General features: G+C 65.6%; 27 protein-coding genes, 3 tRNA genes and 2 pseudogenes. 11 read left to right on the top strand and 21 right to left on the bottom strand.

Annotated elements, in window-relative coordinates; translation table 11 throughout:
- Nucleotides 1–330 precede the first annotated feature (330 nt).
- Complete coding sequence (locus tag ACYDAT_RS12030; protein WP_461450348.1) at nt 331–633, bottom strand: hypothetical protein; 303 nt, start codon at nt 631–633, stop codon at nt 331–333.
- A gap of 665 nt (nt 634–1,298) precedes the next feature.
- On the opposite strand from ACYDAT_RS12030, the gene ACYDAT_RS12025 reads away from it, so the two are divergent.
- Nucleotides 1,299–2,573, top strand: a complete 1,275-nt coding sequence (locus ACYDAT_RS12025) for an NRAMP family divalent metal transporter (protein ID WP_461450346.1) — start codon at nt 1,299–1,301, stop codon at nt 2,571–2,573.
- Nucleotides 2,574–2,760: 187 nt separating this feature from the next.
- Nucleotides 2,761–3,456: a VIT1/CCC1 transporter family protein gene (locus ACYDAT_RS12020; RefSeq protein ID WP_461450344.1), complete on the top strand. Its 696-nt coding sequence runs from the start codon at nt 2,761–2,763 to the stop codon at nt 3,454–3,456.
- 161 nt (nt 3,457–3,617) lie between these two features.
- Here the strand turns inward: ACYDAT_RS12020 and ACYDAT_RS12015 are convergent, their stop codons facing one another.
- The 4 genes from ACYDAT_RS12015 to ACYDAT_RS12000 form a co-directional block, all read right to left on the bottom strand.
- Nucleotides 3,618–4,562: a hypothetical protein gene (locus ACYDAT_RS12015; RefSeq protein ID WP_461440397.1), complete on the bottom strand. Its 945-nt coding sequence runs from the start codon at nt 4,560–4,562 to the stop codon at nt 3,618–3,620.
- Nucleotides 4,559–5,164 carry a cytochrome b N-terminal domain-containing protein gene (locus ACYDAT_RS12010; protein ID WP_461440398.1) on the bottom strand — a complete coding sequence of 202 codons (606 nt, stop codon included), beginning with the start codon at nt 5,162–5,164 and terminating at the stop codon, nt 4,559–4,561. The genes ACYDAT_RS12015 and ACYDAT_RS12010 overlap by 4 nt, the downstream gene beginning before the upstream one ends.
- On the bottom strand, nt 5,161–5,355 hold the full coding sequence (locus ACYDAT_RS12005) for a hypothetical protein (RefSeq protein WP_461440399.1): 195 nt from the start codon (nt 5,353–5,355) through the stop codon (nt 5,161–5,163). Before ACYDAT_RS12005 ends, ACYDAT_RS12010 begins: the two co-directional genes overlap by 4 nt.
- A 132-nt stretch (nt 5,356–5,487) precedes the next feature.
- Entirely contained in the window at nt 5,488–5,781 is a 294-nt protein-coding gene (locus ACYDAT_RS12000) for a hypothetical protein (RefSeq protein ID WP_461450342.1), read from the bottom strand.
- On the opposite strand from ACYDAT_RS12000, the gene ACYDAT_RS11995 reads away from it, so the two are divergent.
- Nucleotides 5,782–6,090 (top strand): hypothetical protein, encoded by a 309-nt coding sequence (locus ACYDAT_RS11995; RefSeq protein WP_461440401.1) that lies wholly within the window; start codon nt 5,782–5,784, stop codon nt 6,088–6,090.
- A gap of 101 nt (nt 6,091–6,191) precedes the next feature.
- Here ACYDAT_RS11995 and ACYDAT_RS11990 read toward each other — a convergent pair.
- The 8 genes and pseudogenes from ACYDAT_RS11990 to ACYDAT_RS11955 all read right to left on the bottom strand — a co-directional run.
- Nucleotides 6,192–6,380: pseudogene (locus tag ACYDAT_RS11990) on the bottom strand (DUF2283 domain-containing protein); the annotation flags it as partial.
- A gap of 24 nt (nt 6,381–6,404) precedes the next feature.
- Nucleotides 6,405–6,705 (bottom strand): annotated as a pseudogene (locus ACYDAT_RS11985) (HigA family addiction module antitoxin).
- Nucleotides 6,702–7,385 carry a hypothetical protein gene (locus tag ACYDAT_RS11980; protein WP_461450340.1) on the bottom strand — a complete coding sequence of 228 codons (684 nt, stop codon included), beginning with the start codon at nt 7,383–7,385 and terminating at the stop codon, nt 6,702–6,704. The pseudogene ACYDAT_RS11985 and the gene ACYDAT_RS11980 overlap by 4 nt, the downstream one beginning before the upstream one ends.
- 14 nt (nt 7,386–7,399) lie before the next feature.
- Complete coding sequence (locus tag ACYDAT_RS11975) at nt 7,400–7,618, bottom strand: SHOCT domain-containing protein (RefSeq protein ID WP_461450338.1); 219 nt, start codon at nt 7,616–7,618, stop codon at nt 7,400–7,402.
- 4 nt (nt 7,619–7,622) lie between these two features.
- Nucleotides 7,623–8,780, bottom strand: a complete 1,158-nt coding sequence (locus ACYDAT_RS11970; RefSeq protein WP_461450336.1) for an NAD(P)/FAD-dependent oxidoreductase — start codon at nt 8,778–8,780, stop codon at nt 7,623–7,625.
- Entirely contained in the window at nt 8,780–9,130 is a 351-nt protein-coding gene (locus ACYDAT_RS11965; RefSeq protein WP_461450334.1) for a DsrE/DsrF/TusD sulfur relay family protein, read from the bottom strand. The genes ACYDAT_RS11970 and ACYDAT_RS11965 overlap by 1 nt, the downstream gene beginning before the upstream one ends.
- Before the next feature lie 31 nt (nt 9,131–9,161).
- On the bottom strand, nt 9,162–9,860 hold the full coding sequence (locus ACYDAT_RS11960; protein ID WP_461450332.1) for an ArsR/SmtB family transcription factor: 699 nt from the start codon (nt 9,858–9,860) through the stop codon (nt 9,162–9,164).
- Nucleotides 9,827–10,975, bottom strand: a complete 1,149-nt coding sequence (locus ACYDAT_RS11955; protein ID WP_461450330.1) for a cysteine desulfurase family protein — start codon at nt 10,973–10,975, stop codon at nt 9,827–9,829. The genes ACYDAT_RS11960 and ACYDAT_RS11955 overlap by 34 nt, the downstream gene beginning before the upstream one ends.
- 676 nt (nt 10,976–11,651) lie before the next feature.
- Here ACYDAT_RS11955 and ACYDAT_RS11950 point away from each other — a divergent pair.
- Nucleotides 11,652–13,553, top strand: coding sequence for an alpha-amylase family glycosyl hydrolase (locus ACYDAT_RS11950; protein ID WP_461450328.1), 1,902 nt, complete (start codon nt 11,652–11,654; stop codon nt 13,551–13,553).
- A 205-nt stretch (nt 13,554–13,758) separates the two neighbouring features.
- Nucleotides 13,759–15,813: a S9 family peptidase gene (locus tag ACYDAT_RS11945; RefSeq protein ID WP_461450326.1), complete on the top strand. Its 2,055-nt coding sequence runs from the start codon at nt 13,759–13,761 to the stop codon at nt 15,811–15,813.
- A 72-nt stretch (nt 15,814–15,885) separates the two neighbouring features.
- Here the strand turns inward: ACYDAT_RS11945 and ACYDAT_RS11940 are convergent, their stop codons facing one another.
- The 4 genes from ACYDAT_RS11940 to ACYDAT_RS11925 all read right to left on the bottom strand — a co-directional run bounded on the left by ACYDAT_RS11940 (nt 15,886) and on the right by ACYDAT_RS11925 (nt 19,857).
- Nucleotides 15,886–16,470: a c-type cytochrome gene (locus ACYDAT_RS11940; protein WP_461450324.1), complete on the bottom strand. Its 585-nt coding sequence runs from the start codon at nt 16,468–16,470 to the stop codon at nt 15,886–15,888.
- Nucleotides 16,471–16,491: 21 nt separating this feature from the next.
- Complete coding sequence (locus tag ACYDAT_RS11935; protein ID WP_461450322.1) at nt 16,492–17,586, bottom strand: copper resistance protein B; 1,095 nt, start codon at nt 17,584–17,586, stop codon at nt 16,492–16,494.
- Nucleotides 17,587–17,594: 8 nt separating this feature from the next.
- Nucleotides 17,595–19,370 carry a copper resistance system multicopper oxidase gene (locus ACYDAT_RS11930; RefSeq protein WP_461450320.1) on the bottom strand — a complete coding sequence of 592 codons (1,776 nt, stop codon included), beginning with the start codon at nt 19,368–19,370 and terminating at the stop codon, nt 17,595–17,597.
- Nucleotides 19,371–19,461: 91 nt separating this feature from the next.
- Nucleotides 19,462–19,857 carry a hypothetical protein gene (locus ACYDAT_RS11925; protein ID WP_461440981.1) on the bottom strand — a complete coding sequence of 132 codons (396 nt, stop codon included), beginning with the start codon at nt 19,855–19,857 and terminating at the stop codon, nt 19,462–19,464.
- 113 nt (nt 19,858–19,970) lie between these two features.
- Here ACYDAT_RS11925 and ACYDAT_RS11920 point away from each other — a divergent pair, with 113 nt between their 5' ends.
- Together ACYDAT_RS11920 and ACYDAT_RS11915 are read left to right on the top strand one after the other, a co-directional pair.
- Nucleotides 19,971–20,813 (top strand): 23S rRNA (adenine(2030)-N(6))-methyltransferase RlmJ, encoded by an 843-nt coding sequence (locus tag ACYDAT_RS11920; protein WP_461440980.1) that lies wholly within the window; start codon nt 19,971–19,973, stop codon nt 20,811–20,813.
- Between the two features lie 70 nt (nt 20,814–20,883).
- Complete coding sequence (locus ACYDAT_RS11915; protein WP_461438875.1) at nt 20,884–21,396, top strand: Slp family lipoprotein; 513 nt, start codon at nt 20,884–20,886, stop codon at nt 21,394–21,396.
- Between the two features lie 41 nt (nt 21,397–21,437).
- On the opposite strand, the gene ACYDAT_RS11910 is transcribed toward ACYDAT_RS11915, so the two are convergent.
- The 4 genes from ACYDAT_RS11910 to ACYDAT_RS11895 all read right to left on the bottom strand — a co-directional run bounded on the left by ACYDAT_RS11910 (nt 21,438) and on the right by ACYDAT_RS11895 (nt 24,604).
- Nucleotides 21,438–22,106, bottom strand: a complete 669-nt coding sequence (locus tag ACYDAT_RS11910) for a DUF2058 family protein (RefSeq protein WP_461450318.1) — start codon at nt 22,104–22,106, stop codon at nt 21,438–21,440.
- A 54-nt stretch (nt 22,107–22,160) separates the two neighbouring features.
- The gene (locus ACYDAT_RS11905; RefSeq protein ID WP_461438873.1) at nt 22,161–22,373 is read right to left on the bottom strand and encodes a SlyX family protein; all 213 of its coding nucleotides are present in this window, start codon (nt 22,371–22,373) and stop codon (nt 22,161–22,163) included.
- 10 nt (nt 22,374–22,383) lie between these two features.
- A complete protein-coding gene (locus ACYDAT_RS11900; protein ID WP_461450316.1) occupies nt 22,384–23,727 on the bottom strand; it encodes a UDP-glucose dehydrogenase family protein in 1,344 nt (447 codons plus the stop codon).
- 130 nt (nt 23,728–23,857) lie between these two features.
- Nucleotides 23,858–24,604, bottom strand: coding sequence for an FKBP-type peptidyl-prolyl cis-trans isomerase (locus tag ACYDAT_RS11895; protein ID WP_461438871.1), 747 nt, complete (start codon nt 24,602–24,604; stop codon nt 23,858–23,860).
- A gap of 300 nt (nt 24,605–24,904) precedes the next feature.
- On the opposite strand from ACYDAT_RS11895, the gene ACYDAT_RS11890 reads away from it, so the two are divergent.
- The 4 genes from ACYDAT_RS11890 to ACYDAT_RS11875 form a co-directional block, all read left to right on the top strand.
- Nucleotides 24,905–24,980 (top strand) — tRNA-Ala (locus tag ACYDAT_RS11890).
- 8 nt (nt 24,981–24,988) lie between these two features.
- A tRNA-Glu gene (locus tag ACYDAT_RS11885) sits at nt 24,989–25,064 on the top strand.
- 71 nt (nt 25,065–25,135) lie between these two features.
- Nucleotides 25,136–25,212: transfer RNA gene (locus ACYDAT_RS11880), tRNA-Asp, on the top strand.
- A 196-nt stretch (nt 25,213–25,408) separates the two neighbouring features.
- On the top strand, nt 25,409–25,937 hold a 529-nt coding region (locus ACYDAT_RS11875), incomplete at its 3' end, for a tyrosine-type recombinase/integrase (protein ID WP_461450314.1).

Below are 25,937 nucleotides of genomic sequence, written 5' to 3'. Positions count from 1 at the left end.
ACCCCGGATGCGGTGTACTTCACTCGGGCCACCGGCTCTGCCGTAGGCCGCCTGAGCAGAGCCAACACGCATCTCAACCCGCAGCCGATCCACTTAAACAACCCAGGATCGTGTTCAAACAAGCGGAGCCACTTCTAACATGTTGCGCGTAAACCTACCAAGCCTCGCTCACAATTCTACGGCCTCTTTCAGCACGACTTCGCGCAGGTGACGGCTGAGCCTGTGTTCGGGAATCAGATCGAGCCGGCGGTCGGTGATTGGGGCCAGGCGCTTGGCAAGCGGCAGGCGCTGGGCGAACAGGTCATAGCCGCGGGAAATCTAAAACGGGGGTCAGGTTGAAACTGCACTCTGACGCCTGTTTTGGTCCGAGTCGTCCGAATCGGCGGATCGCCAGGTGCGTACGCGCTCCACCTCGTAGCCACTCCAGCGTGATCGGAAAGTCCGCTGGACATAGACGCCGCCCATCGCCACTTCGCGACCATCGAGGACGAACTCAACCGCCTGGCCTTCGTCGGGCAGTGCTGTGGAACTGGTGACCCATGGGGCGTACATGATGTTGTCCTGATGCGCGGAACGCGTGATCGCAAACGGTGCAGCGCGATCGCGTCGAACCTGTGTGGGAGTGCCCTGCATCGTGCTCGCATGCACCGACCGCCTCTGTACGGTGGTGCACACAAAACATCCATCCGGACAGAGCACGGCTGGCGGCCTGACCGGGTGCGGAACAGTCCACCGTGGAATTTCTGCCCACAGCGTCCTGCGGCTCGCGCCCGGTAGCCGCCGCAGTTCGCATCCGCTCCGGCGGATGCGGTCAGATCGCAGGTCGCAATGCCTATCCGCACCCGCTGCACCACAAATCATTACTTGCGGAATCGACCCGCAGGGCTTCAATCCTGCCCACGTCGTGCGCGCAGTGAGCGGCGGTTGGAACCGCTACACAGGGTGCCCCAACGTACAGAGCACGCCACCGGACGAGCACATCATCAAGCGCCTGTGCGCGGCAGCGCATCTGCAAGACCGGCAAGAGGGCCGACGATGCACGCACATGATCCAGTTACACGGCGCGGTCGCGCATGCGCTCGATTTGGACGGCCTGATCGCGGCCGCGAGCGCATTCGGGAATGCCTGTTGCCGCTTGCAATTGATGCCGCATGGCAGTTCTGACCGAACCGCGAATTGCACATCCTGACCGCAGGCGCCTTCGCGGATCGACGTGCCTCGTGAATCTGCTGCTGCAGCTTGATGCCAATGCCGACCGCCGCAGCCGAGTACCGCAAAGTAGGTAGAACTTGAAAAGCATGCCCAAAGCCGTGAAGAAAAAGACTCCGATCTGGCGACGACTGAGCGCCGGACTGATAACCGGAGCGGCCGACGACGATCCCAGTGGCATTGCCACGTACTCCCAGGTGGGCGCGGCCTATGGTTACGCCACCTTGTGGAGCGTGCTGTTGGCACTGCCACTGATGATCGCCATCCAGACGATCTGCGCGCGCATTGGCCGCGTGACCGGGGCCGGGATCGGCGCCAATCTTCGCAAGCACTATCCGCATGGGTTGGCGTATAGCCTGGTATTCGCGCTGTTGATCGCCAACGTGATCAATCTCGCGGCTGACATCGGCGCCATGGGGAGCGCCCTCAAACTGCTGATCGGGGGTCCGGCGCTGATGTATACCGCCGCGTTCGCGCTGCTTTCGCTGGTGCTGCAGGTGTTCGTCCCTTTTTCGTACTACTCGCCCATCCTCAAGGTGCTGACCCTCAGCCTTCTGGCCTACGTGGCAACCGTTTTCGCAATCAAGGTGCCATGGGACGAGGTGGCGAAAGGGGTCTTCTTTCCGCGCATTGTGTTCGATGCCAAGTATGCGGTCGCCATCGTGGCGGTCATGGGTACCACCATCAGCCCTTATCTTTTCTTTTGGCAAGCCGCGCAGGAAGTGGAAGAAGTACGTGACACGAGCAATGAGCGGAAGCCGCTCAAGAGCAAACCACGGCAAGGTCCGGACGCGCTGCAGCGCATCGGCGTCGATACGATTTCAGGGATGTTCTTCTCGCAAATCGTGGCGTTTTTCATCATCGTCACGACCGCCGTGGTCCTCCACGCGCACGGCATCACCAACATCAATTCTTCCGCGCAGGCAGCGACCGCGCTGCGCCCGCTGGCTGGTCCATTTGCCTTCACCGTTTTCGCCGCGGGGATCATCGGCACCGGTCTTCTCGCCGTGCCCGTATTGGCCGGGTCCGCGGCGTATGGCGTTGCTGACGCACTCGGCAATCCCAGCGGATTGGAACGCAAGCCGCATCAGGCCAAGGTGTTCTATGCGGTGTTGATCGTCGCCAGCATCGTTGGAATGGCGCTCAATTTCACCGCCATTGACCCGATCAAGGCACTCTACTGGAGCGCGGTGATCAATGGGGTTGCGGCGGCACCGATCATGGTCGTGATCATGCTGCTCGGCACGAACCGGCGCATCATGGGCACGTTCGTTCTTCCGCCCTGGCTGAAGATTCTGGGTTGGATCGCCACGCTCGTCATGGCCGCAGCCGCCATCATCATGTTCGCGACATGGGGGAAGTAGCTACTGGCTCCGCGGCAGGCGCATCCATCCGGTTTCAGACACCATCGTCGACTCGTCAATCCGGATCAGAGCAGAGCGAGCGCGGTGTATCGGGGTGGCGACGCCGGGAACGACAGGTGCGCGACCGTCGCGCACAAAGCCGGTTTTGTCAGCTCGTTTTTTCTTCCACATCGATGAGGCATCAAGAATGCCCGTACGCCACAGAGAAAAACACCGCACAGAAAACAGCGGATGGCTGCGCGCGGCGGTATTGGGCGCGAACGACGGTATCGTTTCCACGGCGAGTCTGGTGCTCGGTGTGGCCGCTGCGCACGGGACTCACGGCAACGTATTGGTCGCGGCGATCTCTGGCCTGGTCGCGGGGGCCATGTCGATGGCCGCGGGCGAATACGTTTCCGTGCACTCGCAGGCAGACGCCGAGCAGGCCGACCTCAAGCATGAGCGCGCGGAACTCAAAGCGGACGACAAGGGCGAGCACAAGGAGCTGGCGGCGATCTACGTGGGTCGCGGCCTCGATCATGCGCTCGCGAAACAGGTCGCCGAGCAACTCATGGCCCGCGACGCCCTGGGCGCGCATGCCCGCGACGAACTCGGCATTTCCGAGACGCTCAGGGCCCGTCCGATCCAGGCCGCGTTCACGTCGGCCGGCAGCTTCGCCGTGGGAGCCGCCATGCCGCTCATCGTGACTGCCGTGGCACCGGTGGCGAGCCTCATCGTCTTCGTCTCCGGGGCTTCACTGCTCTTTCTCGCGCTCTTGGGCGCACTGGCGGCGCGCGTGGGCGGCGCAGAGGTGATGCGGGGCGCCATGCGCGTGACGTTCTGGGGTGCGCTGGCCATGGCCGTGACTGCGGGCGTCGGGGCCTTGGTCGGGGCATTCCTGTAGCGAAACCGGGGTCACCATTTCGCCGCCCGGGTCAACAGGCACACCCATGCTCTTCCCCGGTCATGCCGAAGAGTCGATGCCCGTCTTGCCGCAGACCACCCGCCGTTGTGTTTCATGCGGCGCCAGGATCACGCCAGAGTGCAATTCCTGTCACGCGGTTATTAACCCTTCGACCGCCTGTACCAGTCCCGCCAGATTAGCCGGTAGACCGGGATCAGGTAGGGGATCCGGTTGAGGCCGGGTATCACCGGAAGGAAGATCAGGAAGAGGAAGGCGGCGGCCATGATGAGTCCCGCGATGAGATCAGCGTTTGGCGAGTTCGCGATCCCGGGTATCTGATAGAGGAAGGCATAGGGCCACAGCCACCATGCCCCCGGATAAGGGCCTGACTCGTTCGTCATTCCCCACTGGTTGCCTAGCTCGTTGAGGTGGTGCGCGACCCTGTTCTCGATGGGACCTTCGAGGAAAAGGAGCGACTTCGTGTTGTTGAGGTCGTAGGGCAGGAAAGAACTGCTGTCGAGCGCCCCTTCAAGCAGCCCGGCACGCGCAAGATCAAGCATCCCGTTCATCAGGGTCGCGACGGGACCGTAGTCGCCCGGTGGGAGGATCACCTTTCCGTTGTCGTCGGTGGCTTTCTTGAGGGCGCCGGAGTAGCTCTTGATCCAGCGCTGCTGCTGATCAAACGAAGCCTGCTTGTAGGTCGCCAGGGCCGTCGCCACCTGCGGATCGAGCACTGCAATGCGTGCCAGCGGCTTCATCACCAGATCCTGCTGGGCGTTGACCGGATTCACGACGCCGATCCAGCGCGCCGGCGAGATGAATCCGAAGACCTCCTGCGCGTTCTGGTAGTCCTTCGTGTAGGGCGGGCCATAGGTTTGAAGGCCGCTTTGCCCGGAAAAGTAGGAGAGTGACCGATCGAGAAAGAGCAGGGGCTGCTTGGTCGCAACCTCTTTTCCCGTGACCGTCGGGTAGTCGGGTGTTCCGAGAAAGGCGGCGAGCAGCACGATCACGAGTGTCACGACGCCCATCACGATGAGCCCCTCGCGGACCATGTCGTAGTGCTTCATCGGCACGCCGCGCAGATACGCCTCCGATCGCTTGCTCATCGCGCCCCATCCTTGCTGCCGCGCTCGATGGGGCGCACCGGGCTTTCGCTGCGCACGATACCGATGTGGATCGCCGCGAAGAGGACGACAAGAAATGGGAACAGGACAACGTGCAGTGTAAGAAGTTGGCCGGGATCCATGGTGTTTATCCCGGCTAGACCGAGGGCGTTCATCGGATCCTTGCCCTGAACGGCGTTCCATTGGGCGTCCCAGTTCTCCTGCAGCAGCGTCCCCGTGATCCCGGAAAAGATCGTCACGGCAAAAGTCATCAGGCCCATTACCCAGGTGCGCCACCGGCCGTCACGCCAGGCAGCCTTGAAGAACTTCGCGAGCATGTGCAGCACCAGACCGAAGTAGAAAACCTCCACTCCCCAGAAGTGGACGGAGTTGAAAAAGTGGCCCACCGGCGATACGTGCCACCAGCCGGGACCGAAGACGGCGATGATGATTCCACTCCCGATGACGACCATCAGCGCCGACAGGGTGATCGTCCCGAAGAAGTACGCCATCGAGTTCACGTAGATCGGCATCTTCGTCGGCAACGCGTCCTCGAGAGTCAGGTGCGATTTCAGCCACCCTTGAAGCTTCTCGTCGATGTTCATGCGCCCGCACTCCGGTCCTCCGGAGTGGCGCCATCACCATGAGTCATGAAGTTCGGCATGCGCGCCCAGCAACCCGCGGAGAAAACGACGATGACAGCAACCCAGAAGATCAGGTCCGGTATCGCCAGGTCAAAAATGCCGAACACGACATGGGGCACGACCGGCAGCGTCTCAATGGTCAGGTTCTGCATCGCGTTGCTCCTTCAAGTGCTAAATCGAAATGGGATCGAAATGCGGCGCGTCTCTTCCAGATCATAGTCCGCCTGCAGGCGGGCGGGAAACCGGGGTACGGTTTCTGTCATGCACACGCGAAACACGAGTTTTCAGAGTGCGGTTTCTGCCACGCGCTTGCAGGATTTCCCGACAGACACTTGCCCTTCGAGGCAGCACGCTTGAACACCCCATTCCACGTCGCGAGCGTCATGCCCCGCCAGCCCCGACTCGACCTTGCCGGTGTTCCGCAGCACATCGTCCAGCGCGGAAACGATCGGCAGCACTGGCGACCATGCGCGATGCCGCTTGGGATTCGTGGCGAAGAAATTTTCCGTCGTACCAGCCGCCGAGGCTGAGCAGCGGCCGCGATCCACCTGATCCTGAAGCCACGTATAGTCGGCCACATGAGTGACTATTCCAAGCAGCTCAAGCGGCTCAGATTTTGGACCCGCACTGCAACTTTCGCGTTGATCTTCACCCTGCCCGCAACCTTCGTGGCCGGCTTCATCACTTACGGCACGACACTGGATCGCGTCCTGCCATTCACCATATTTGTCGTGCTCGTTCTAGCGCTCGTTGTCGCGTACATCCGCATCAGGACTTTCCCCTGCCCACGCTGCGGCCACTACTTCACTGTCAAACACCCGTTGGGCGCCAATATCCGCGGTCGCAAATGCGAGCATTGCGGGTTGGAGGCTTATGCTGAGCCCTGACAAGGCGTTCCAGCCGACTCGCCTACCACCTCTTACAAGAACCATGGCTGACCTGCTTCGGCGACGCGTACTGCAAACAAAGGAGTTTTCAGAACAATCTTTCATGCGCCGAGCAGCCTGCAGTCACACCGCAATTTGCTCGTACGAAAATTGCGGCACGTGAGCGCGCTCACTGGCATGCTCCAAGGTAAGCGCCACGACTTGGCCCCGTCATCAAGATCAAGCAAGGTGTTCTCATCGAAATCACGCGTCTCGTTGACGCTGCCAGCACGGAACTCGATATACAGCGTGTCCGTGTCATGGAAACCTGATCTTCATGGCACGAGCTCTTGGGTCTCGTGCTCCAACACTGCGATCCGCTCGATCCGCTTGACGTCATCGCCAAGGGCGCGCCGCGCCTCTTCCAGATCATAGTCCGCCTGCAAGCCGAGCCAGAAGCGCTCACTGGTGCCCAACGCCGCGGTGAGGCGCAGTGCGGTATCCGCGCTGATGTCACGCTTGCCGAGCACGATCTCGTTGATGCGGCGGGGTGGTACGGCGGCAGCGCGCGAGCGCGTTCTGGCTGATGCCGAGCGGGACGAGGAATTCTGGCTTCCACGTCGACGACCCTCTCAGGAGCCACCCTTGCCAGGTTGCTTGGCGTATTTCTGCAGGTACGTTCCGATGGCATCCAGTGTCGACTGTGACGGCACGGGTTTGCCCATGGCCACCATGTTGCGTCGCATGCGTAGCACGACCGCGGGCCACTCCGCGGCGGTGTGCTGCACAGGATCGGGAAGGGCATGACATTGGGAACAGGTTGCGCTGAAAGCCCTGCCCGCGGGCGTATCCAGTCCTTTGGCGGTTGCCTTGTTCAGAGGTATCTGGGCGTGTTTCTGCAAATACGCAAGCAGCGTCGCCTGCTCCTTTGCGGACGGGGCCTGGATGCCCATCATGTCCTGGTCGCTCATCATGCGTTCGCGCGCGGCCATGCGCGCCACGACCGCGGGCCACCCCGCGGCCGTATGCAGCCCCGGCCCCGGCAGGCCATGGCACTGGGTACAGTAGTGCTGCATCAGCCTGACCCCTTCCGAATGGGGCTGCGGCAGCGCGGCGGGGTTGATGCCGAGCGGCAGCATGTTGCCCATCATGTCTTGCATCATGCGTTTCATCCCGCCGCGGCCCATCATCCCGTCCCTCCCCATCATCATCCCCCCGCGGCTCATCATCCCGCCTGTTCCCCCGGGCCTGAGGACCGGATATAGACCGACGACGCCGACAAGGCCGACCGCGATCAACACCAAGCCCGCGATCAAGGGACCGCGCCGATTCACCGGTCGTCTTCCCGGAGTTCCCGGCGCATGCGCGTGTAGGTTTCCTGGTCGATCTCCCCCCGGGCATAGCGACGCCGCAGGATTTCCAGCGGCGAATCGGTTTTGCCACGAAGCAACCAGCCGATGACCACGACCACGCCGGCGATCAGCAGAATCCAGAACAGGACGAAGAGTGGCCACAGAGCGCCCATCCCGCTCATTCCCATGCCATTCATGCTTTTATACCTTGAGGTGTAGCCAGGACTTTTCCAGCAGCACCTTGGCGAGGTGCCAGCGCCGGGCCGGTGCGCGGAACTTCACGATGGGCCTGGGTTCCGCATAAAAATCGCCGCCACCGTAACCGGCCTGCCCGTTGCCGTTTTCGATGAAGCACGCGCCGTGGCCATCGAATCGTTCGGATGCGTCCCGGCCAAGGATGAGTGCGGCGATGTTCTTCGCGACGACCTCCGCTTCGGCATGCGCGAAGACGCCGGCCTTCGGCAGCGGTTTGCCGAGCTGCAGCGGAATCGAGACGACATCGCCGATCGCGAAAACCCGGGGGAAGCGGGTTTCCAGCGTGTGCCGGTCCACCGCAATCCACCCGGTCTCGCCGGCGAGGGCGCTCTCGCGGACCACGCGCGGTGCGCGGTGCGGTGGCACGTACGCCAGGAGATCGAATTCCGTATTCGCGCCGTTCGCAAAGACGATTCGCCTTGCGGCCGCGTCGACCGACGTCACCTGATGTTCGGGGTGGTACGCGATGCCCTTCGCTGCGAGGAGCTGTTTCACTGCCGCGGAGGTCTCCGGACCCGCAACAGCCATCGGCCCGGGTTCTGCGGCGAAGACCTCGATGGCGACCGCATCGCGCAGGCCACGCTTGCGATAGAACGCATCGATGAGCAGCGCCGCCTCGTAAGGCGCTGCCGGGCATTTGTACGCGGGCGCCGCCGTGAGCACGATGATGCGCCCCCGCCGCAGCGAGCCGAGCGCGGCGCGCAGGCCTTCAGCACCCGCAAGCGTGTAGAAATTGTGCCCCGCCTCGCGCAGACCCGGCACGGCTTCCGCCGCCAGCTCGGCGCCGAGCGCGACGACCAGGTAGTCCGCATCGAGGATCTCGCCGGATACCGTGACGCGGCGGGTTTCGGGATCGATCTTCTCCACCTCGCCGAGTCGCACCTGGATGCCCTTGCGCTGCAGCCGGGCGAGCGGACGCTGGATGGATGCAGCTTCGCGCAGCCCCACCATCAGCCACAGCAGCGATGGCGCGTAGAGGTGCTCGCGCTCCCGATCGACGAGCACGACGCGATGGGCACGTGGAAGGTGCTTGCGCAGCGCGCTGGCGGCGACGAGGCCCCCTACACCCCCTCCGAGGACGACGACAGTCTTGGCGGTATCCATCAGAACACCAGCGTCTTGTCAGCCCACTGTGTCCACGCGGCGAGCTGCTCCATCGTGCTGCGCGGCGCGCCTTCGATCAGCTCCGTGGCGGCGATGCCGCGGGCGTCGATGCAGGTGCCGCAGACGCCGACTTCGCCGCCGTGGCGGACGATCATGCCCAGCATGTCGCCGATGTTGTAGTAGCCCGGCGCCACCCTCTGTCCGGCCTTGGCACAGGCCACCGCATCGCCGATCAGGAACAGCTTCACCTCCTCGCCGCCGGTCTTGAGCATCTGCCGGGCGAGTCGCAGGGCGTTGTAGCTGCGCTCGCTGCCGTAGGGTGCATCGTTGAGCACGAACAGATATTTCATGGGAGTCTCCCTTGCGTTGATGAAATGGAATTCACGGTTGCGATTCCAGCGGCAGCCCCAGCGCCCGCCAGTCGGGCACGCCGATTTCGAGCCGCGCTGCCTTGTGGCCGTGGCGGCGCAGGATTTCCACCGCCTCGACCGACATCACGCAATACGGGCCGCGGCAATAGGCGACGATCTGCCTGCGGCGCGGCAGCCTGGCGAGCCGTTGCTCCAGCTCGGCCAGCGGCACGGACAGCGCGCCTGGGATGTGCGCGCTGCGGTATTCCTGAGCGGGACGCACGTCGAGCACCAGCGCCGCGCCGCTGCGGACGCGTTCGAGCAGTGTGGCCTGGTCGACGCCTTCGAGCATGTTGCGCGAGCCGAGATACAGCCGCGTGATGCGTTCGATCTCGGCGAGTCGCGACTCGGCCAGGCGGCGGAAGGCCAGGAAGAACTCGCCGACCTCCGGGCCGGCCAGCCGGTAAGTGACGTACAGGCCTTGTTTTTCCGCCTCCACCAGGCGCGCCGTGCGCAGCGCTTTGAGGTGTTGCGAGGCATTGGCGAGGGTCTGGCCGGTGGCTGCGGCGAGCGACTCCACCGTGCGCGGCCCCTGGCAGAGCACATCGAGCATTTCCAGGCGCTTGGGGCTTGCCAGGGACTTGCCCAGGCGCCCGAACTGTTCGTAGATCTGATCCTTGAACGCGCGGTTGTCCATCAGCCGTGCTCCGCAACCGTCGATGCGCGCCATGCCGCGATCAGCGCCGCGGCGGCCGCGTCGATGTCGTCCTCGCGGGTGCCGTGCCCGACGGACAGGCGCACGGCGCCGGCCGCGCGTTGTGGGGACAGGTCCATCGCCCCCAGTACGCCGCTGGGAGCAGCGTCGTGGGCGTGGCAGGCGGAACCGGTGGAGGCGGCGACCCGATCTGACACCCGCTGCAGCAGCAGGGCGCCGGATACGCCGGGAAAGGAGACATTGAGAGTATTGGGCAGGCGCTGTTCGGGATGGCCGTTGAGTGCGAGTTCCGGGATCTCCTGCAGCAGTCGCGCGTGCAGCCGGTCGCGCAGCGCGCGCATCCGGATGGACGCCTGCGGAAGGCGCGCGCACGCCAGACGCGCGGCGGCGCCCAGGGCGACGATCTGCGCGACGGCCTCGGTGCCGGGGCGCAGACCTTGCTCCTGGCCAGCCCCGGCGAGTACGGTGGAAATCGGCGTGCCGGCGCGCACGTACAGCGCGCCCACGCCCTTGGGGGCATGGAACTTGTGGCCGGCGAGCGTCAACAGGTCGATGCCCAGCGCCTCGACATCCAGTTCTACCTTGCCTGCGGACTGCGCGGCATCGGTGTGCATCAACGCTCCGCGGCGGTGCGCCAGGGCGGCGATTTCGGCGACCGGCTGCAGGGTGCCGACTTCGTTGTTGGCGTGCATGATCGAAACCAGCGCCGTGTCGGGCCGCAGGGCGGCGGCGACGTCTGCGGGCGCGGCGCGGCCGTAGCCGTCCACCGTCACGATACTCAGCGTCCAACCCAGCTTTTCCAGCCGCCGCGCGGGTTCATGCACTGCCGGATGCTCGATGGCCGAGATCACGGCATGGCGACGCGCAGGTTCCAATGCCCGCGCCACGCCGAGGATGGCCAGGTTGTTCGCCTCGGTGGCGCTGCTGGTGAACACGATCTCGTCCGGCCGCGCGCCAATCAGGCGGGCGACCTCCCCGCGCGCCGCGGCTATGGCGCGCCGCGGCGCGTCCGCGTAGGCGTGATCCGAGGACGGATTGCCGAAATGCTCCTGCAGGAACGGCAGCATGGCCGCCACCACTTCCGGCGCGACCGGGGTGGTGGCGTTGTAATCAAGATAAATCGAGGCCATGCCAACATCCGATCAAGTAATCAATCATTAGTTTGAATACTTGATCAGCGAAGATCAAGTCATACACGCACCGGGATTGGTCTGTCGGCAAGCTTGGCGCCCCGATCTTGGCAACGCCTGTGCCGGTATCAAGGTGCCGGCATCAGGTCGAGACAGGGGTTCTGCGACCGTGAACGAGAGATCGAAGCGGTCCGCGGCGCGAACCTGTCGGATGCCGGAGACACGCGGACCAGCCCGCACCGCATACCGCGGGCGTCAAGAATTGAACACATCGAGGCGGCTTTGCGCGGCTGCGACTGATCAACTGCGGCCGGGGTCCCGCCATCGCGGTCGAGCGATTGTGCCGCAAGCACACGGTCGCAGGCTTCGCGCGCGCTTGGCCATCTTCGGTCGCGCGGCAACAAGCAGGATAAATGCACGCCCGCGCATACGTATTCATGCTTGTCGGGCTTCGCGAAGCCACATCCAGCACGCTGCGTTTGTCTAGACTTGGAACGAGTGCGGGAGATGGGACTGTGCAGTGAATCGCCGTGCAATGTGGCTGCGAATTGCAGGTTTGGCATTAACACTGTCGATGCTGACGGCCTGTGGCGGAGGCGGAGGCGGCGCAACACCTCCTTCACCCCCTCCGCCCACACCCCCGGCGGCCAGCATCGCCAGCTTCAGCGCGGCGCCCATGGCGCTCAACGCCTCCGGCGGTGCGGTGACGCTGATCTGGCAGACCAACAACACCAGCAATTATGCGTTGAGCGTACAACCCTCCACTGGCGTCATCGGCCTGCCCGGTGGCGCGACCACGGTAACCAACCTCAGCGTGACGTTGCCAGGCGACACTGGCGCTACGGCCGTCACCTACATCTTCACGCTCACCGCGAATGGTGCCGCCGGCACCCCACCGGCCACGGCCAGCGCGCAAGTCACCGTCGCCGCCGACTACGGCGTGGCGGTGCTGCCTGGCGTCAACTGGCCGGCGCAGGTGATCTACTTCCTGATGACCGACCGTTTCGACAACGGCAACACCGCCAATGACAACGGCGGTCCCGGCGATGACCAGGCCGCACAGCCGCAAAACCCGATGGGCTGGTACGGCGGTGATTTCCAAGGCGTGACCGACCGGATCGATACGGGCTACTTCACGCAACTGGGTGCTACCGCCATCTGGATGACGCCGCCTTACCTGCAGGGCGCGCCGCAGCCCGGCCCTGCCAGCAACAACCCCAATGGGTGGCAGCAATTCCCCTACCACGGCTACTGGCCGTGGAACTTCGATGCACCCGATCCCCACTTCGGCAGCATTGCCGACCTGCAGACGCTGGTGCAGACGGCGCACAACAACTATCTGGCGATCATGCTGGGGCAGATCGTCAATGATGCCGGCTATGGCGATCCGCCTTACGTGCAGGAGAGCAACGCCATCGTCAGCGGTCAGTTGACGCTCGACAACAGCGCGCAGGCGCTGCAAACCTTTTGGTTCCATCACGCCGATCCCGTCACCGGCCAGTGCGAGCCCTATGCCGGTACCTACAACGGCATGATCGACTGCCCACTCGACGGGTTGCCGGACTTCAACTCCGACAACACCAATGTGCAGACCATGCTGGACCAGGCTACTGCCGGCTGGCTCACCACCTACGGACTGGACGCCATTCGCCTCGATGCGGCCATGTATGTCCCTGAGAGCTTCTGGGCGCAGTACTTTGCCTACTTGAAGTCGCAGAACCTCGCACCCTACGCCATCGCCGAAATCTTCGACGGCGCCCCCGATTTCGTAGGCGGCTTCACTCAGCCTTCCGTTGGCTTCGACGGTGCAGAGAACTATCCGCTCTACTACGCCATCACGCAGTCCGGGCTGGTGTCGAACCAGCCGCCCTACTACGGCTACACCAACCTGGCGGCCGTGAACTACGCGGTACGGCAGAATCTGGCCAACGACGCACAGCCGTACCTGATGGTGAATTTCATCGATGACCAGGATGTGCCACGCTTCACCAGCATGCTGACCAACAGCGGCGTGACGGGTAGCGATGTGCTGGCGCACTGGCAGATCGCCGAGGTGTTGAGCTTCACCCTGCCCGGCATCCCGATGATCGATTACGGCGACGAGGCCGGCATGACCGGCACCTGGGATCCCTACCAGGCGGTCGCCAACGGCATGCCCAGCGACAACATCCGTCAGCCGATGACGCTATTCACCGCCGCGCAGCGGCAGGCCGCCGGTGTGCAGGGCTACTACACCTGGCTGCAGACGCTGGCGCACGTGCGCACGCAACAGGTGGCGTTGGCCACTGGCGCCTACACGCCCCTGTTCGTGCCGAGCAGCAGCGACCCCAACGTTTACGTCTACCTGCGCGGCAGTGGCACTGGCGGCGTGTTAGTGGCCATCAACGCCACCGGCGTGAGCGTGGATCTCACCCAATTGCCCAACGCCGGCAGTGGCCTGGTGGTACCCGGGATGCCGGTCGGCGCGTTGAGCAGTCTGCTCGGCGGCACGTCATCGTTGAGTCTCCACGCGTGTGGCAGCAACACCTGTCTGACCGGCACGCTGGCGCCGTGGAGCGCGCAGGTGGTGGCACCCTGAGGGTATTCCGCAAGGCGCCGAACCTGCCGCTGTCAACAGCTTGTCGTGTACCGCCAGGCTGGTTTCGCAACGGCCCCAAGACATTGCTTCGGATGGGGTGGGCACGCGCTCAAGCCGCGCACCGGCGGACACCGTCGGCCTGCCGGGCTTGTCCGGCGGGACCGATGGCAACATACACTGCGGCCTTTCCACAGGGGATCCGCGCATGAAATCTTGGCGAAGCGCAGTGTTGTTGCTCGGTCTGGCGCTGGTCGCATGCGCGGTGGCGCACACGGCCGAGGCGGCGTCCAAGGTGCCATTCCAGCTCACCGACGTGCGCGATCTGGTGCGCCTGAGCCAGCCGCAGATCGCACCGGACGGCAGGCATATCGCGCTGATCGTCACTCATGCCGACTGGAAGACCGACAAAAACGAGCCGCGTATCGAGCTGGTCGACGTGGCCAGCGGCAAGGCGCGGGTGCTGACTTGGCACCGCAAGGGCATCGCTGCGCTGCAGTGGTCGCATGACGGCACGCGGCTGGCTTTCCTCGCCGAAGCCGCAGCGCCGGTCGCGGCGAAGGCAGGCGGCGGCGCGGCGGATGAGGCGGCTGCAGGCAAGGACGCCAAGCCCAAGCCGCAGGTGTTCGTGATGCCCATGGACGGTGGCGATCCGCGACAGATCACGCAAGCGCCGCGCGGCGTGGCCGGCTTTGCCTGGAGTCCGCACGACACACGCATCGCCTTCATCACCGAGGATGCTCCCGCCAACGCCAAGGCGCTGGCGCATCATGACAGCGCCTTTGAGGTGACCGACGGCAACTTCGAGCTGCGCAACGCATTGGCGCCCTGGCACCTGTGGGTGGTGGCCAGCAGCGGCGGCAAGGCCACGCGCCTGACCGAAGGCCGCTACAGCCTGCAGACCGACCGGCAAGGCACGCCGTATCCGGCGTGGAGCGCGGACGGCAAGCAGATCGCCTTCATTCGTTATCCCGGGCCATACTGGGGGCCATCGTTCCATTCCGTCGTCGATGTGGTCGACACCACCGGCGGTGGGCCGCACATGTTGTCTGACCAACAGGGCGCGATGGCGGTGCAGTACGCGCCGGGCAGTTCCGCGCGCTATGCCTACCTGCGTCCGCGCAATGGTGACGAGAACAACGGCAACGCGGTCTACGTGGGCGAGGCCGGCCACGATCGCGACGTCACCGCGGATCTCGCGCGCAACATCGATACCTACGCCTGGATGCCGGATGGCCACAGCCTGCTGCTGAGCGGCGAGCTGGGCACGCGCTCGGTGCTGTGGCTGCAGCCGCTGCACGGCCAGGCGCGCGTGCTGGACCTGGGCGAAGTCAACGTCGAGGACCAGCCCAGCGTGGCGCGTGACGGCGCCATCGCCTTCATCGGCAGCACGCCCACGCATCCCGACGAGCTGTACGTGCTGCGCCACGCCGGCGCGCCACCGCGTCGCCTGACCGACCTCAACGCCTTCGTGGATCAGCGCCTGCTGGGCCGTACGCAAAGCATCGCCTGGGACGGCCCGGATGGCTTCCACGAGGACGGCGTGCTGGTGTATCCGGTGCACTACGCGGCGGGCCGGCGCTATCCGCTGGTGCTGGTGATCCACGGCGGGCCGGAGGGTGCCAGCACGGTGGTGTTCTCGCCGTTGACGCAGTTGCTGTCGGCCGCGGGCTTTCTGGTGTTCGAGCCCAACTACCGCGGCAGCACCAACCTGGGCGATGCCTACCAGCACGCCATCTTCCGCGACACCGGCGAGGGCCCGGGCCAGGACGTGATGGCGGGCCTGGCGGCGGTGGAAAAGCTGGGCATCGTGGATACGAACCGCATCGGCGTCAGCGGCTGGAGCTACGGCGGCTACATGACCGCCTGGCTCACCGGCCACTACGACGTGTGGAAGGCCGCGGTGGCCGGCGCCGCGCTCACCGACTGGGTCATGGACTACACCATCGCCTACTATCAGACCGGCGATACGTACTTTTTCGGCGGTTCACCCTGGGTGGCCAAGTACCGCGACATCTGGCGCGCGCAATCGCCGATCGCCTATGCGCAGAACGTCAAGGCGCCGACGCTGATCATGGGCGATGTCGGCGATGGCAACGTGCCGCTGGTCAACAGCTACGAGTGGTATCACGCGCTGCGCGACAACGGCGTCACCGTGCGCTTCTATGCCTATCCGGTGGACACCCATTTCCCCGCGGACATCGTGCAGACCACCGACGTCTACCGGCGCTGGGTGGACTGGATGAAGCAGTACTTGCAGTGATCCAGCAGGATGTCGGGAAACTTCCCGCTGGCAGTTGGGGCATTCCTGCCCAGCGCGTCACGTGTCGCAGTTCTACCCCTCGACGTCGGTTCTGGGGCCGGCATCCGCGTGGGCGTGGCTCTCCATCATCGCGCCGGAATCCATCGGCCCCATGTCCTCGTCGGGCGGCGCCTTGGCGACGATGGCCCGGTACTCGGCCGGCGTCATGCCCGGCAGCTTCTGCAGGAAGGCGACCATGCTCCAGATGGTGGCGTCGTCGTGGCTGAAGCCCCACGCCGGCATCGCGCTCATCTTGATGCCGTGCTTGATCACCCAGAACGCCTGGCGCGGATCGACACGCACCTTGCCGAGATCCGGCGGCTGCGGATACAGGCCGGGCCGGATCTCCGAATCGGCCATGCCCGGCGCCAGATGGCAGCCGGCACACATCGCCGCGTACTGGCCGGCGCCCTTGAGGATGATCGCGGGATCGTTGATGTCGTTCGGCACCGTGATCGACGCCGCGTGTTTTTCGATCGAGCGCTCGCGCATCATCGACAGCATCGACAGCGTCATCTTCCAGTGCGGGCTGTCGGCGCCCATGTTGTACATGCCCAGCCACATCCAGGCGAAGACGCCGAGCACCGCCGCCAGCGCCACGCCCAGCAGGGCGATCAAGGTATTTTTCATGTCTCCTCCTCAGAACCAGACGCGCACGCCGGCGACGATCTGCCGGTCGAACACGGATTTGTTTTCCGCACGGCGAAAGCCCGCGGTACCGCCGAACACGCGCTGCCAGACCACGCCGATATACGGTGCAAACTCGCGGCGGATCTCGTAGCGCAGGCGCAGGCCCAGGCTGGCATCGGACAGTCCGCTGCCCAGCCCGCGCGCCGGGTCGCGGCGGCCGTAGAGGTTGGCCTCGAACTCCGGCTGCAGGATTAGGCGCTGGGTGAACAGCAGTTCGTACTCGGCCTTGAAGCGCGCCGCGGTGCGCCCGCCTGCACCGACGTAGCCGGTGGCCTCGATGTCGAACCAGTACGGGGCAATGCCCTGCACGCCGAACGCCGCCCAGTCGCGGTCCGGGCCGATGCCGAAATCGTGGCGCACACCCAGTTCGGTGTCCCAGAGCGCGGCGATCGCATGGCTCCACAGCGCCTCGATGTCGCCCGCCTCGACGCGGCCGCCGGCGCGATCGCCTTCGGTGCGGATCGCGAGCTTGTTGAAGTCGGTGCCATACCAAGCGTAGGCGTCCCAGGCCTGGCCGCTGGCGCCGTTGGCGCGGGTCGCCTCGAGCTGGTTGATCAACAGCTTGCCGAACCTCGGGTTATCGGCCATGTCCATGCCGGTCATGGGCATCGCTTCGAGCTTCGCCAGATAGGCCGCGGGGTCGGCCGGACCGGGTGGCAGCACCGGCGCCGCAGGCGTCGAGGTGGAGGATGCGGCTGGCGCACTGTGCTGACCGTGCGACGTCTTCATCCCGGGCATGCCTGACGTGCTGCTCCTATCCATCCCGGGTATCGCGCCCATGTCCATGCCGGACATGCCGCCCATCGAGGACGAAGCGGCGGCCGGTTGCGCCGAGGTCGCACGCGCCGGAGTCGCCGGCTTGCTGGTCTTGTTGACGTGCTGTGCGTGCAACATGTCCATGCCCGGCATCGAGCCCATGTCCATCTCCGGCATCGCTGTCGACGCGGAGGATGCGGGTGCCTGCTGCGCGAACACCGGCGCCGCCAGCGCGGTTGCGCGCAGCATCCACAGCAAGATGAAGTGTGTGCGGCGACGAGTGATCATCCGCGCACTCATGCCGTCACCACTTCGCGGAACATGCCCGCTTCCATGTGATAGAGCAGGTGGCAGTGGTAGGCCCAGCGCCCCAGCGCGTCGGCGCTGACCAGGTAACTGATCTGCTGCGCCGGCTGCACGCTGACGGTGTGCTTGCGCACCTGGAAGCCGCCGTCCGGCGCCTCGACCTCGCTCCACATGCCGTGCAGATGGATCGGGTGGGTCATCATGGTGTCGTTGATCAGGGTGATGCGCAGGCGCTCGCCGTAGCGGAACACGATCGGCTTGGCGTCGGAGAACTTCACGCCGTCGAAGCCCCACACGTAGCGCTGCATGTTGCCGGTGAGGTGCAGGGTCAGCGTGCGCTCCGGTTCGCGCGGATCGAGCGGCCCGCCGATCGTGTGCAGGTCGGCATAGGTGAGCACGCGGCGGCCGTTGTCGCGCAGGCCGATGCCGGGATCGTCGAGGTTGCTGCGCGGATCGGTCACGCACATGTCCACGCTGGGACCGGTGCGGCAGACCCAGCCCGAAGCCGCGCCGCCCTTGCCCATGCCGGCCATCGCGGCGTGATCGCTCTTGCCCATGTCCATGCCCGGCATGCCGGCCATGCCGCCGTGGTCCACGCCGCCCATCGCCCCCATCATGTCGGTCATGCTCAGCCACGGCACCGGATCGAGCGGCGGAACCGGCGCCTGCATGCCGGCGCGCGGCGCCAGCGTGCCGCGCGCGTAGCCGCTGCGATCCATCGATTCGGCGAAGATCGTGTAGGCGGCGTCGCCCGGCTCGACGATCACATCGTAGGTCTCGGCGACGCCGATGCGGAACTCGTCCACCGTGACCGGCTCGACGTCCTGGCCGTCGGCGCTGACCACGGTCATCTTCAGCCCCGGAATGCGCAGGTCGAAATAGGTCATGGCCGAGCCGTTGATGACGCGCAGGCGCACGCGCTCGCCGGGCTTGAACAACGCGGTCCAGTTGCCGGCCGGCGCAGTGCCGTTGAGCAGATAGGTATAGGTGTAGGCCGATACGTCGCCGAGGTCGGTCGGGTTCATGCGCATCCGGTTCCACATGCGCCGCTTGGCCAGTGCCGCGCGGATGCCCATGCGCTCGACGTCGCGCATGAAATCGAGCGCGGTCGGCTGGTGGAAGTTGTAGTAGTCGCTCTGGCGCTTGAGCGTGGCGAGGATGGTGTCGGGATTCTGGTCGGTCCAGTCGCTGAGCATCAGCACGTAATCGCGATCGGCGCGAATCGCGGCGCCGTCGCGCGCCTCGACCACGATCGGTCCGTACAGGCCCTGCTGTTCCTGGAAGCCCGAATGCGAGTGGTACCAGTAGGTGCCGGTCTGGCGCACCGGGAAGCGGTAGGTGAACGTCTCGCCCGGCGCGATGCCGGGAAAACTCAAGCCCGGCACGCCGTCCATGCGGAACGGCAGCAGGATGCCGTGCCAGTGGATCGAGCTGGTCACCGACAGGGTGTTGCGCACGCGCAGGGTGACGGTGTCGCCCTCGCGCCAGCGCAGGATCGGCGCCGGCAGTTGGCGGTTGACCACGATCGCGCTGCGCGCGCGGCCGGTGAAGTTGACCGGTATGGCGCCGATGGTCAGGTTGAACTCGGTGCCGCTGAGCACGGCGGGATATGCCGTGGCGGCCGGCGCAGCCGGTGCGGCCAGCACGAAGCGCGGCAGCAGGCCGACGCCGAGCGCGGCGCCGCCCAGCGCGAGCCCCTGCACGAAGCGGCGGCGGGCCGGATCGGACACGGTGGGACAATTGAGCGGAACAAGAATGCGGGACATGGCGACTCCGGAACGCGAGGACAGGCCGCGCACTGCACGGCGCGGCATCAACAGGTGCAGCAGGGGCGTCGCGCGGAGCGACGCAGCGCGTTCAAACGGCCGGCGGCCGCAGCGGCGGGGCGGTAATCGCGGGGACCAGGGCGAGCGCGCGTAACCGCGGGGACTCGCGCCCGGCACGCGGCGTCTGCATCGACAGCGCAGCAACCGGCAGGACCGCGGCACCACACACGCTGGCGCAACCGCAGCAGCGTCCACCGCTGCAGGTATGTTGCACGTGACCGCAGCAATCGTGCCCGGCCGCGGATGCATCAGCGCAGTGCGCGGTCATCGGCGGACCGGCATGCAGCATCGGCGCGGCATGCGTCATCGCCATCGTCATCCCCGGCGCAGTCTGCATGGCGGGCAGCGGCAGCGCGAACACCATACCCGACCACGCCAGCAGGGCCAGCGCGAGCAGACGACGGAACGGGGCGGTGGAAAGATGCATGAGCCGCAGCGTAATTTCTCCGTAATATCAGCGCAACCCTGAAGGCGCTCCGGGGTTGGCACCCGCGCACTCTGCGCCACGTACACTGCCCGCGCCGCCTGTCGAGCCTTGTGATGAACTACCGCCACCGTTTTCATGCCGGCAATTTTGCCGATGTCCTCAAGCACGCGGTCGTGCTCGGCGTGCTCGATGCGCTGAAGCTCAAGCCAGCACCATGCGCCTATCTCGACACGCACGCCGGCAGTGGCGTGTACGCGCTGGATTCCGAGGCCGCGCGCAAGACCGGCGAGTTCCGCGGCGGCATCGCGCGCGTGCTCGATGCCGATGATCTGCCGCCGCTGCTGCGCCGTTATGTCGAGGCCGTGCGCGCCTGCGACGCGGGCACGCCGCTGACGCGCTATCCCGGCTCGCCGTGGCTGGCGCAGTACGCGCTGCGCACGCAGGATCGCGCGATGCTGTGCGAGCTGCTGCCCGAGGAAGCCGCCACGCTGCGCAGCCAGTTCGCCGGCGACGCGCGCATGCACGTGCATCAACGCGATGGCTACGAGGCTCTGGCCGCGCTGCTGCCGCCACCGGAAAAGCGCGGCCTGGTGCTGATCGATCCGCCCTACGAGGCGCAGGAGGACGAGTTTCGCAGCATCCGCCGTGGCCTTGAGCAGGCGCTGACGCGCTGGCCGCAGGCGACTTGCGCGGTGTGGTATCCGATCAAGCTGGCGCGCACGCGCGAGCCGTTCCTGCGCTGGCTGCGCACCTGCGCGGCGCAACAGGTGCTGGTGGCCGAACTGGCGGTGCGCGCGGAAAACTCGCCGCTGCGCATGAACGGATGCGGCGTGGCCTTGCTCAATCCGCCATGGAAGCTGGATCAGGCGCTGTCCGCGGCCTTGCCGGTGCTGGCGCGGCTGCTGGGCGAGGACGGTCAGGGCGATTCGCGCCTGCAATGGCTGAAGCGTGAATGATTGCCGCAGTGCTCGCGCTGCCGCGCACGGCTGTCGCTATGCTGTGATCACCAATTCACGGGGAACTTCCATGCGCCGCCTGCCACGATTGTTGCCACTGACGCTGCTGTCCCTGTCCGCCGCCCTGTTGCTTGCAGCCTGCGCGCCGGCACCGATCTTCAAGCCCAGTTCGAATATCGCCAACGTGCCGCCGGAGACCGTGGCACAGGCGCCTGAACGCTATATCGGGCACGCAGTGATCTGGGGCGGGCAAGTGGTGGCGGTGCAGAACATGCCCGACACCACCGAGGTGCAAATCCTCGGCTACCCGCTGGACAGCTCGCAGCGACCGCTGCCCAACAGCCCCGCGGGCGGGCGCTTCATCGCCATCATGAAAGGCTATGTCGAGCCGCTGAACTATCCAGCCGGCGCGCTGGTCACGCTCACCGGTCATGTCGAGGGCGTGCGCGTGGGCAGTGTCGGCGATGCGTCCTATGCCTTCCCGCTGGTGCGCGTGGATGCCGCGCATGTGTGGACTGCGGCCGAGTTGCGCAGCGACAAGCCGCACTTCAGCTTTGGCTTGGGCGTGGGCATCGTTCGCTGAGGCATCGGCGCAACTGCCTGCCCGATTCTGGCCGGTTCCACTCAAGCCGGATCGGGCACGGCGCCAAACTCATCCGCATCGTCGCCCGCGCCCGGATCGGGCAGCAGCGCCACGTGCTGCGGCGCGACTTCACGCACCGACTCGGCCAGCGCACGCTCGACCAGCCAATAGCGCCCGTCGAGCTGGATCACACCCAGTTCGCCGGCGTTGAGCGCGCGCAACTGCTCGGCGTCCACGTGCACGCGGCGAATCTTGCCGCCGTACTCGAAGTGGCGCAGCAGCTCGGCCTCGGCGCGATTGAGCGTCTTGCCCTGCACCAGCGCCTGCGCCTTTTCGCGCTGCTCCTTGCGCGCCCGCGCACGCTCGGCGGCGGCGCGCTCGGCGGCGGCTTTCTCGCGCTGCTCCTGCGCGTGGCGCAAGGCATAGGCGCGCGCCAGATCGATTTCTTCCTGGCTCGCGTCCACGCTGCGCGGCGCCGGTTTGCCGGCTGCTTGCGTGCGCGCTGTGCCGCGTCCGCGCTGCGCGGCGCGCGCAGGTGCGCGGTCGCCCGACGCACCAGCACCGGGCTTGCCGGATGTATCGTGCTTGCCCACACCCGCACCCGCACGCGACGCGTCTTGCCCCGCGCGCTCGCTGCGCGCCGGCGCGGGCGGTTTCGGGCTGGGCTTCAAACCCGCTTTCAGCAGTTGATCACGCAGGGAATCGACCATGTCCCACTCGCTTGCGGTGCTGTTCGTGGCGCGTGCATGCGCGCCGTGGCCCCATCAGTAATGCGGCGGCGGTGGCTCGCTGCGCACATCTGGCGCCAGCGCGGTGCGCACGCCGGCCAGTTCCATGCGCAACTCGGTGACGATGCGCTCCATGCGGTCAAGACGCATGGCGCGCTCGGCGTCGGTGGCGAGCAGACCGTGCAACGCTTCGTCGAGAAAACTCAGCCGGATCTCCAGCTCGGTCAGGCGATTCTCGAGCGTACTCATCGGGGCGTGCTCATGCGTGGGAATCCAGCGAGCGACCGCGGCCGATGCCGTAATAGGCCAGGCCCGCGGCCTCGACCGCGGCGGGGTCGTACAGATTGCGGCCATCGAACAGCACCGGCGTGGACAGCGCCGCGCGAATGCGCGCGAGATCGGGGCTGCGAAACACCTTCCACTCAGTCACCAGCACCAGCGCATCGGCGCCTTGCAGGGCTTCGTAGGGCTGCGCGCACAGCGTCAGATCGGCGCGCGCGCCGTAGAGGCGCAGGGTTTCGCGATGCGCCTCCGGATCGCACGCGCGCACGCGCGCGCCGGCCGCCCACAGCGCCTCCATCAGCGTGCGGCTGGGAGCCTCGCGCATGTCGTCGGTGTCGGGCTTGAACGCAAGCCCCCACAGAGCGATGGTCTTGCCACGTAGATCACCGCCGAAGTGGCGCTGGATCAGTGCGAACAGGTGCCGCTTCTGCGCCTGATTCACCGCTTCCACGGCTTGCAGCACGCGCGGCGTATAACCGTGCGCCTCGGCGGTGTGCACCAGCGCCTGCACGTCCTTGGGAAAACACGAGCCGCCATAGCCGGCGCCGGGATAAATGAAGTGATAGCCGATGCGTGGATCGGCACCGATGCCCTGACGCACCAGTTCCACGTCGGCGCCAACGCGCTCAGCGAGGTTGGCGATTTCGTTCATGAAGCTGATCTTGGTCGCCAGCATGGCGTTGGCGGCGTACTTGGTCAGCTCGGCCGAACGCGTGTCCATGGCCACGATGCGCTCGTGGTTGCGGTTGAACGGCGCGTACAGGTGCTTGAGCAGCGCCAATGCGCGCGCGCTGTCGCTGCCGATGATGATGCGGTCGGGGCGCATGCAGTCGTTGACCGCATCGCCTTCCTTGAGGAATTCCGGGTTGGAGACGACATCGAACGGCACCTTCGCGCCGCGCGCGGCCAGCGCCTCGGCGATGCGCGCGCGCACGCGCTCGGCGGTACCGACCGGCACCGTGGATTTGTTCACCACCACGGCGTAATCGTCAAGATGCCGGCCGATGCTTGCTGCCACCGCCAGCACGTGGCGCAGGTCGGCGCTGCCGTCCTCATCCGGTGGCGTGCCGACGGCAATGAACAGTGCCTCGCCGTGCACGACGCCAGCGCCGGCATCGGTGGTGAAATCCAGCAGGCCCGCGGCGTGATTGCGCTGCACCATCGGCGCCAGACTCGGCTCGAAGATCGGCAACACGCCCTGCTTCAGCGCGGCGATCTTGTCGGCGTCGATATCCACGCACAAGACATGATTGCCCATCTCGGCCAGACAGGCGCCTGTGACCAGGCCAACATAGCCGGTGCCGAAAAGGGTGATGCGCATGTTCGGGCTCGCGTCGAGGAAGCCGGGATTCTAGCCGCTGCGCATGGCGCGGCGTGTGGCAATGAACTGCAGGAAAAACGACGGGGCGCGACTGGCGCGCCCCATCATCACAACGATGACAACAGCCGGATTACTTGTTGCCACCCGGAGCCGCCGGTGCCTGATCGGCAGCCTGCGGCGGCATGATCTTCAGCGTTTCGATGTCGAAGATCAGCGTGGCGTTGGGCGGCATCGGGCCGGGCGGGTTGGCGCCGTAAGCCAGGTTGGCCGGTATGAACAGCTTGAAGTGGCTGCCCACCGGGAACATGGTCAGGCCCTCGCGAAAGCCCGGAATCACGTTGGCCAGCGGGATCGAGGCCGGACCGCCGTGATCGGCCGAAGCGTCGAACTTCTTCCCATTGATGAAGGTGCCGGTGTAGTTGATCTGCACCGTGTCGCTGGCGGTGGGCTTGGGACCGGTGCCCATCTTGATCACTTCGTACTGCAAGCCGTCAGGCAAGGTCTTCACGCCGGGCGCGGTCTTGTTCTTGGCGAGGAACGCGGCGCCCTGGATTTCGTTGGTCTTGCTTTCCTGGGCACGCGCGACCTCGGCCTTGGCCTGCAGCTTCTTCATGAAGGCTTCGCGCACGGTCTTGGCTTCAGCCTCGGTCATCGCCGGCTTCTGGCCGGAAAGCACGGTACGCAGAGCGTCTGCGACGATGGCTGGATCGAGTTCCTGACGCACCAGCGGCGGGATGCCACTGGCCAGATCCATGCCGACGAGATAGCTGTTCTTGGCCTTCTCGGTGGTCAGGGCCGGAGCTGCATGGGCCAGGCTGACACCCAGCGTAGCCGTCAGTGCCGCCGCGAGCAGCGCGGGGCGCAGAATCTTGGACATTCGGATTTCCTCGGTGGATGGCAAGACCTCAGGCCGCTGTGGCACCGAGGCGAGCGTACATTGTGAGGCTACCGCAAGTCCTTGGCAAACCGTGTCCATGGCATGTGCAAGCATTGGTGCAGCCGCGATTCATGCGCTGCGGCTGCTCGTTGCTGAAAGCAGTCTGCTGCGCGGGCACGCAGCGCGGCAGAATTCCTGGCCACATCGTCTGCGCACGCGCGCAGCGCGCGCGCTGCATGATCCGATGCGAAAATTGTTGACGCCTCGCGATGGCCTCCGTACCATTTCGTGTTCCAGTGTGGGGCCATAGCTCAGCTGGGAGAGCGCTACAATGGCATTGTAGAGGTCGACGGTTCGATCCCGTCTGGCTCCACCAACTCCGCTGTCCCCATCGTCTAGAGGCCTAGGACATCACCCTTTCACGGTGGCGACCGGGGTTCGAATCCCCGTGGGGACGCCAATTCGGCAACGATGCGGCGGTACTGGTTGCTGGTCGTTGTGCAGTTGTGTTGGTCGCGTTGGCTGTTTCGCGGAGCGGTAGTTCAGCTGGTTAGAATGCTGGCCTGTCACGCCGGAGGTCGCGGGTTCGAGTCCCGTCCGCTCCGCCATTTCAGCTTACTAGATCATCCCGGAAATACCATGAAGCCCGCATTCCAGCGGGCTTTTTCTTGCCTTCACTTCCCCGAAGGCATCCAGGATTTCCCTTATTTTGTGCCAAGTCTGGCGGTATCGTGTGCGGCACTGGCCAGCGCTGGCGGTGTCGCCTGCCACGGCCGACACGATCAACAGACGAGGTGCAAGGCCATGCTGACACCTTCAGCAGTCGCCAACGCCAAGCCGTACAAACTCACCGATGAGCACGGCATGTATCTGCTGGTGCAGCCCACCGGCGCACGCCTGTTCCGTTTCAACTACCGCCGCCCCGGCACCTGCAAGCGCAACACGCTGGCCCTGGGAATGTTTCCTGACGTGTCCTTGCGCAAAGCCCGCGACCGCCGCGATGAAGCGCGCACCCTGCTTGCGGACGGCATCGATCCAAGCACGCAGCGCAAGGCCGGCAAAGCGGGCAGTGCAGATACCTTCGAGGCCATCGCGCGCGAGTGGTATGCGAAGCACAAAGCCAGGTGGACGCCGAGCTATGCCGAACACCTGATGCGGCGCCTTGAAGCCAACGTGTTCCCCTACATCGGCGCGCAGGCCATCAGTAGCGTGAACGCCCCGGACATTCTGGCCGTGCTGCGCCGGATCGAAGCGCGCGGCGCCGTGGACCTGGCGCACCGCCAGCATCAAGTCTGTGGGCAAGTGTTTCGCTATGCCGTAGCCACCGGGCGCG

The sequence above is a fragment of the Metallibacterium sp. genome (genome assembly GCF_054637675.1).
Note: the sequence above shows the minus strand (reverse complement) of the source record. Positions and strands in the feature narration are given on the sequence as shown.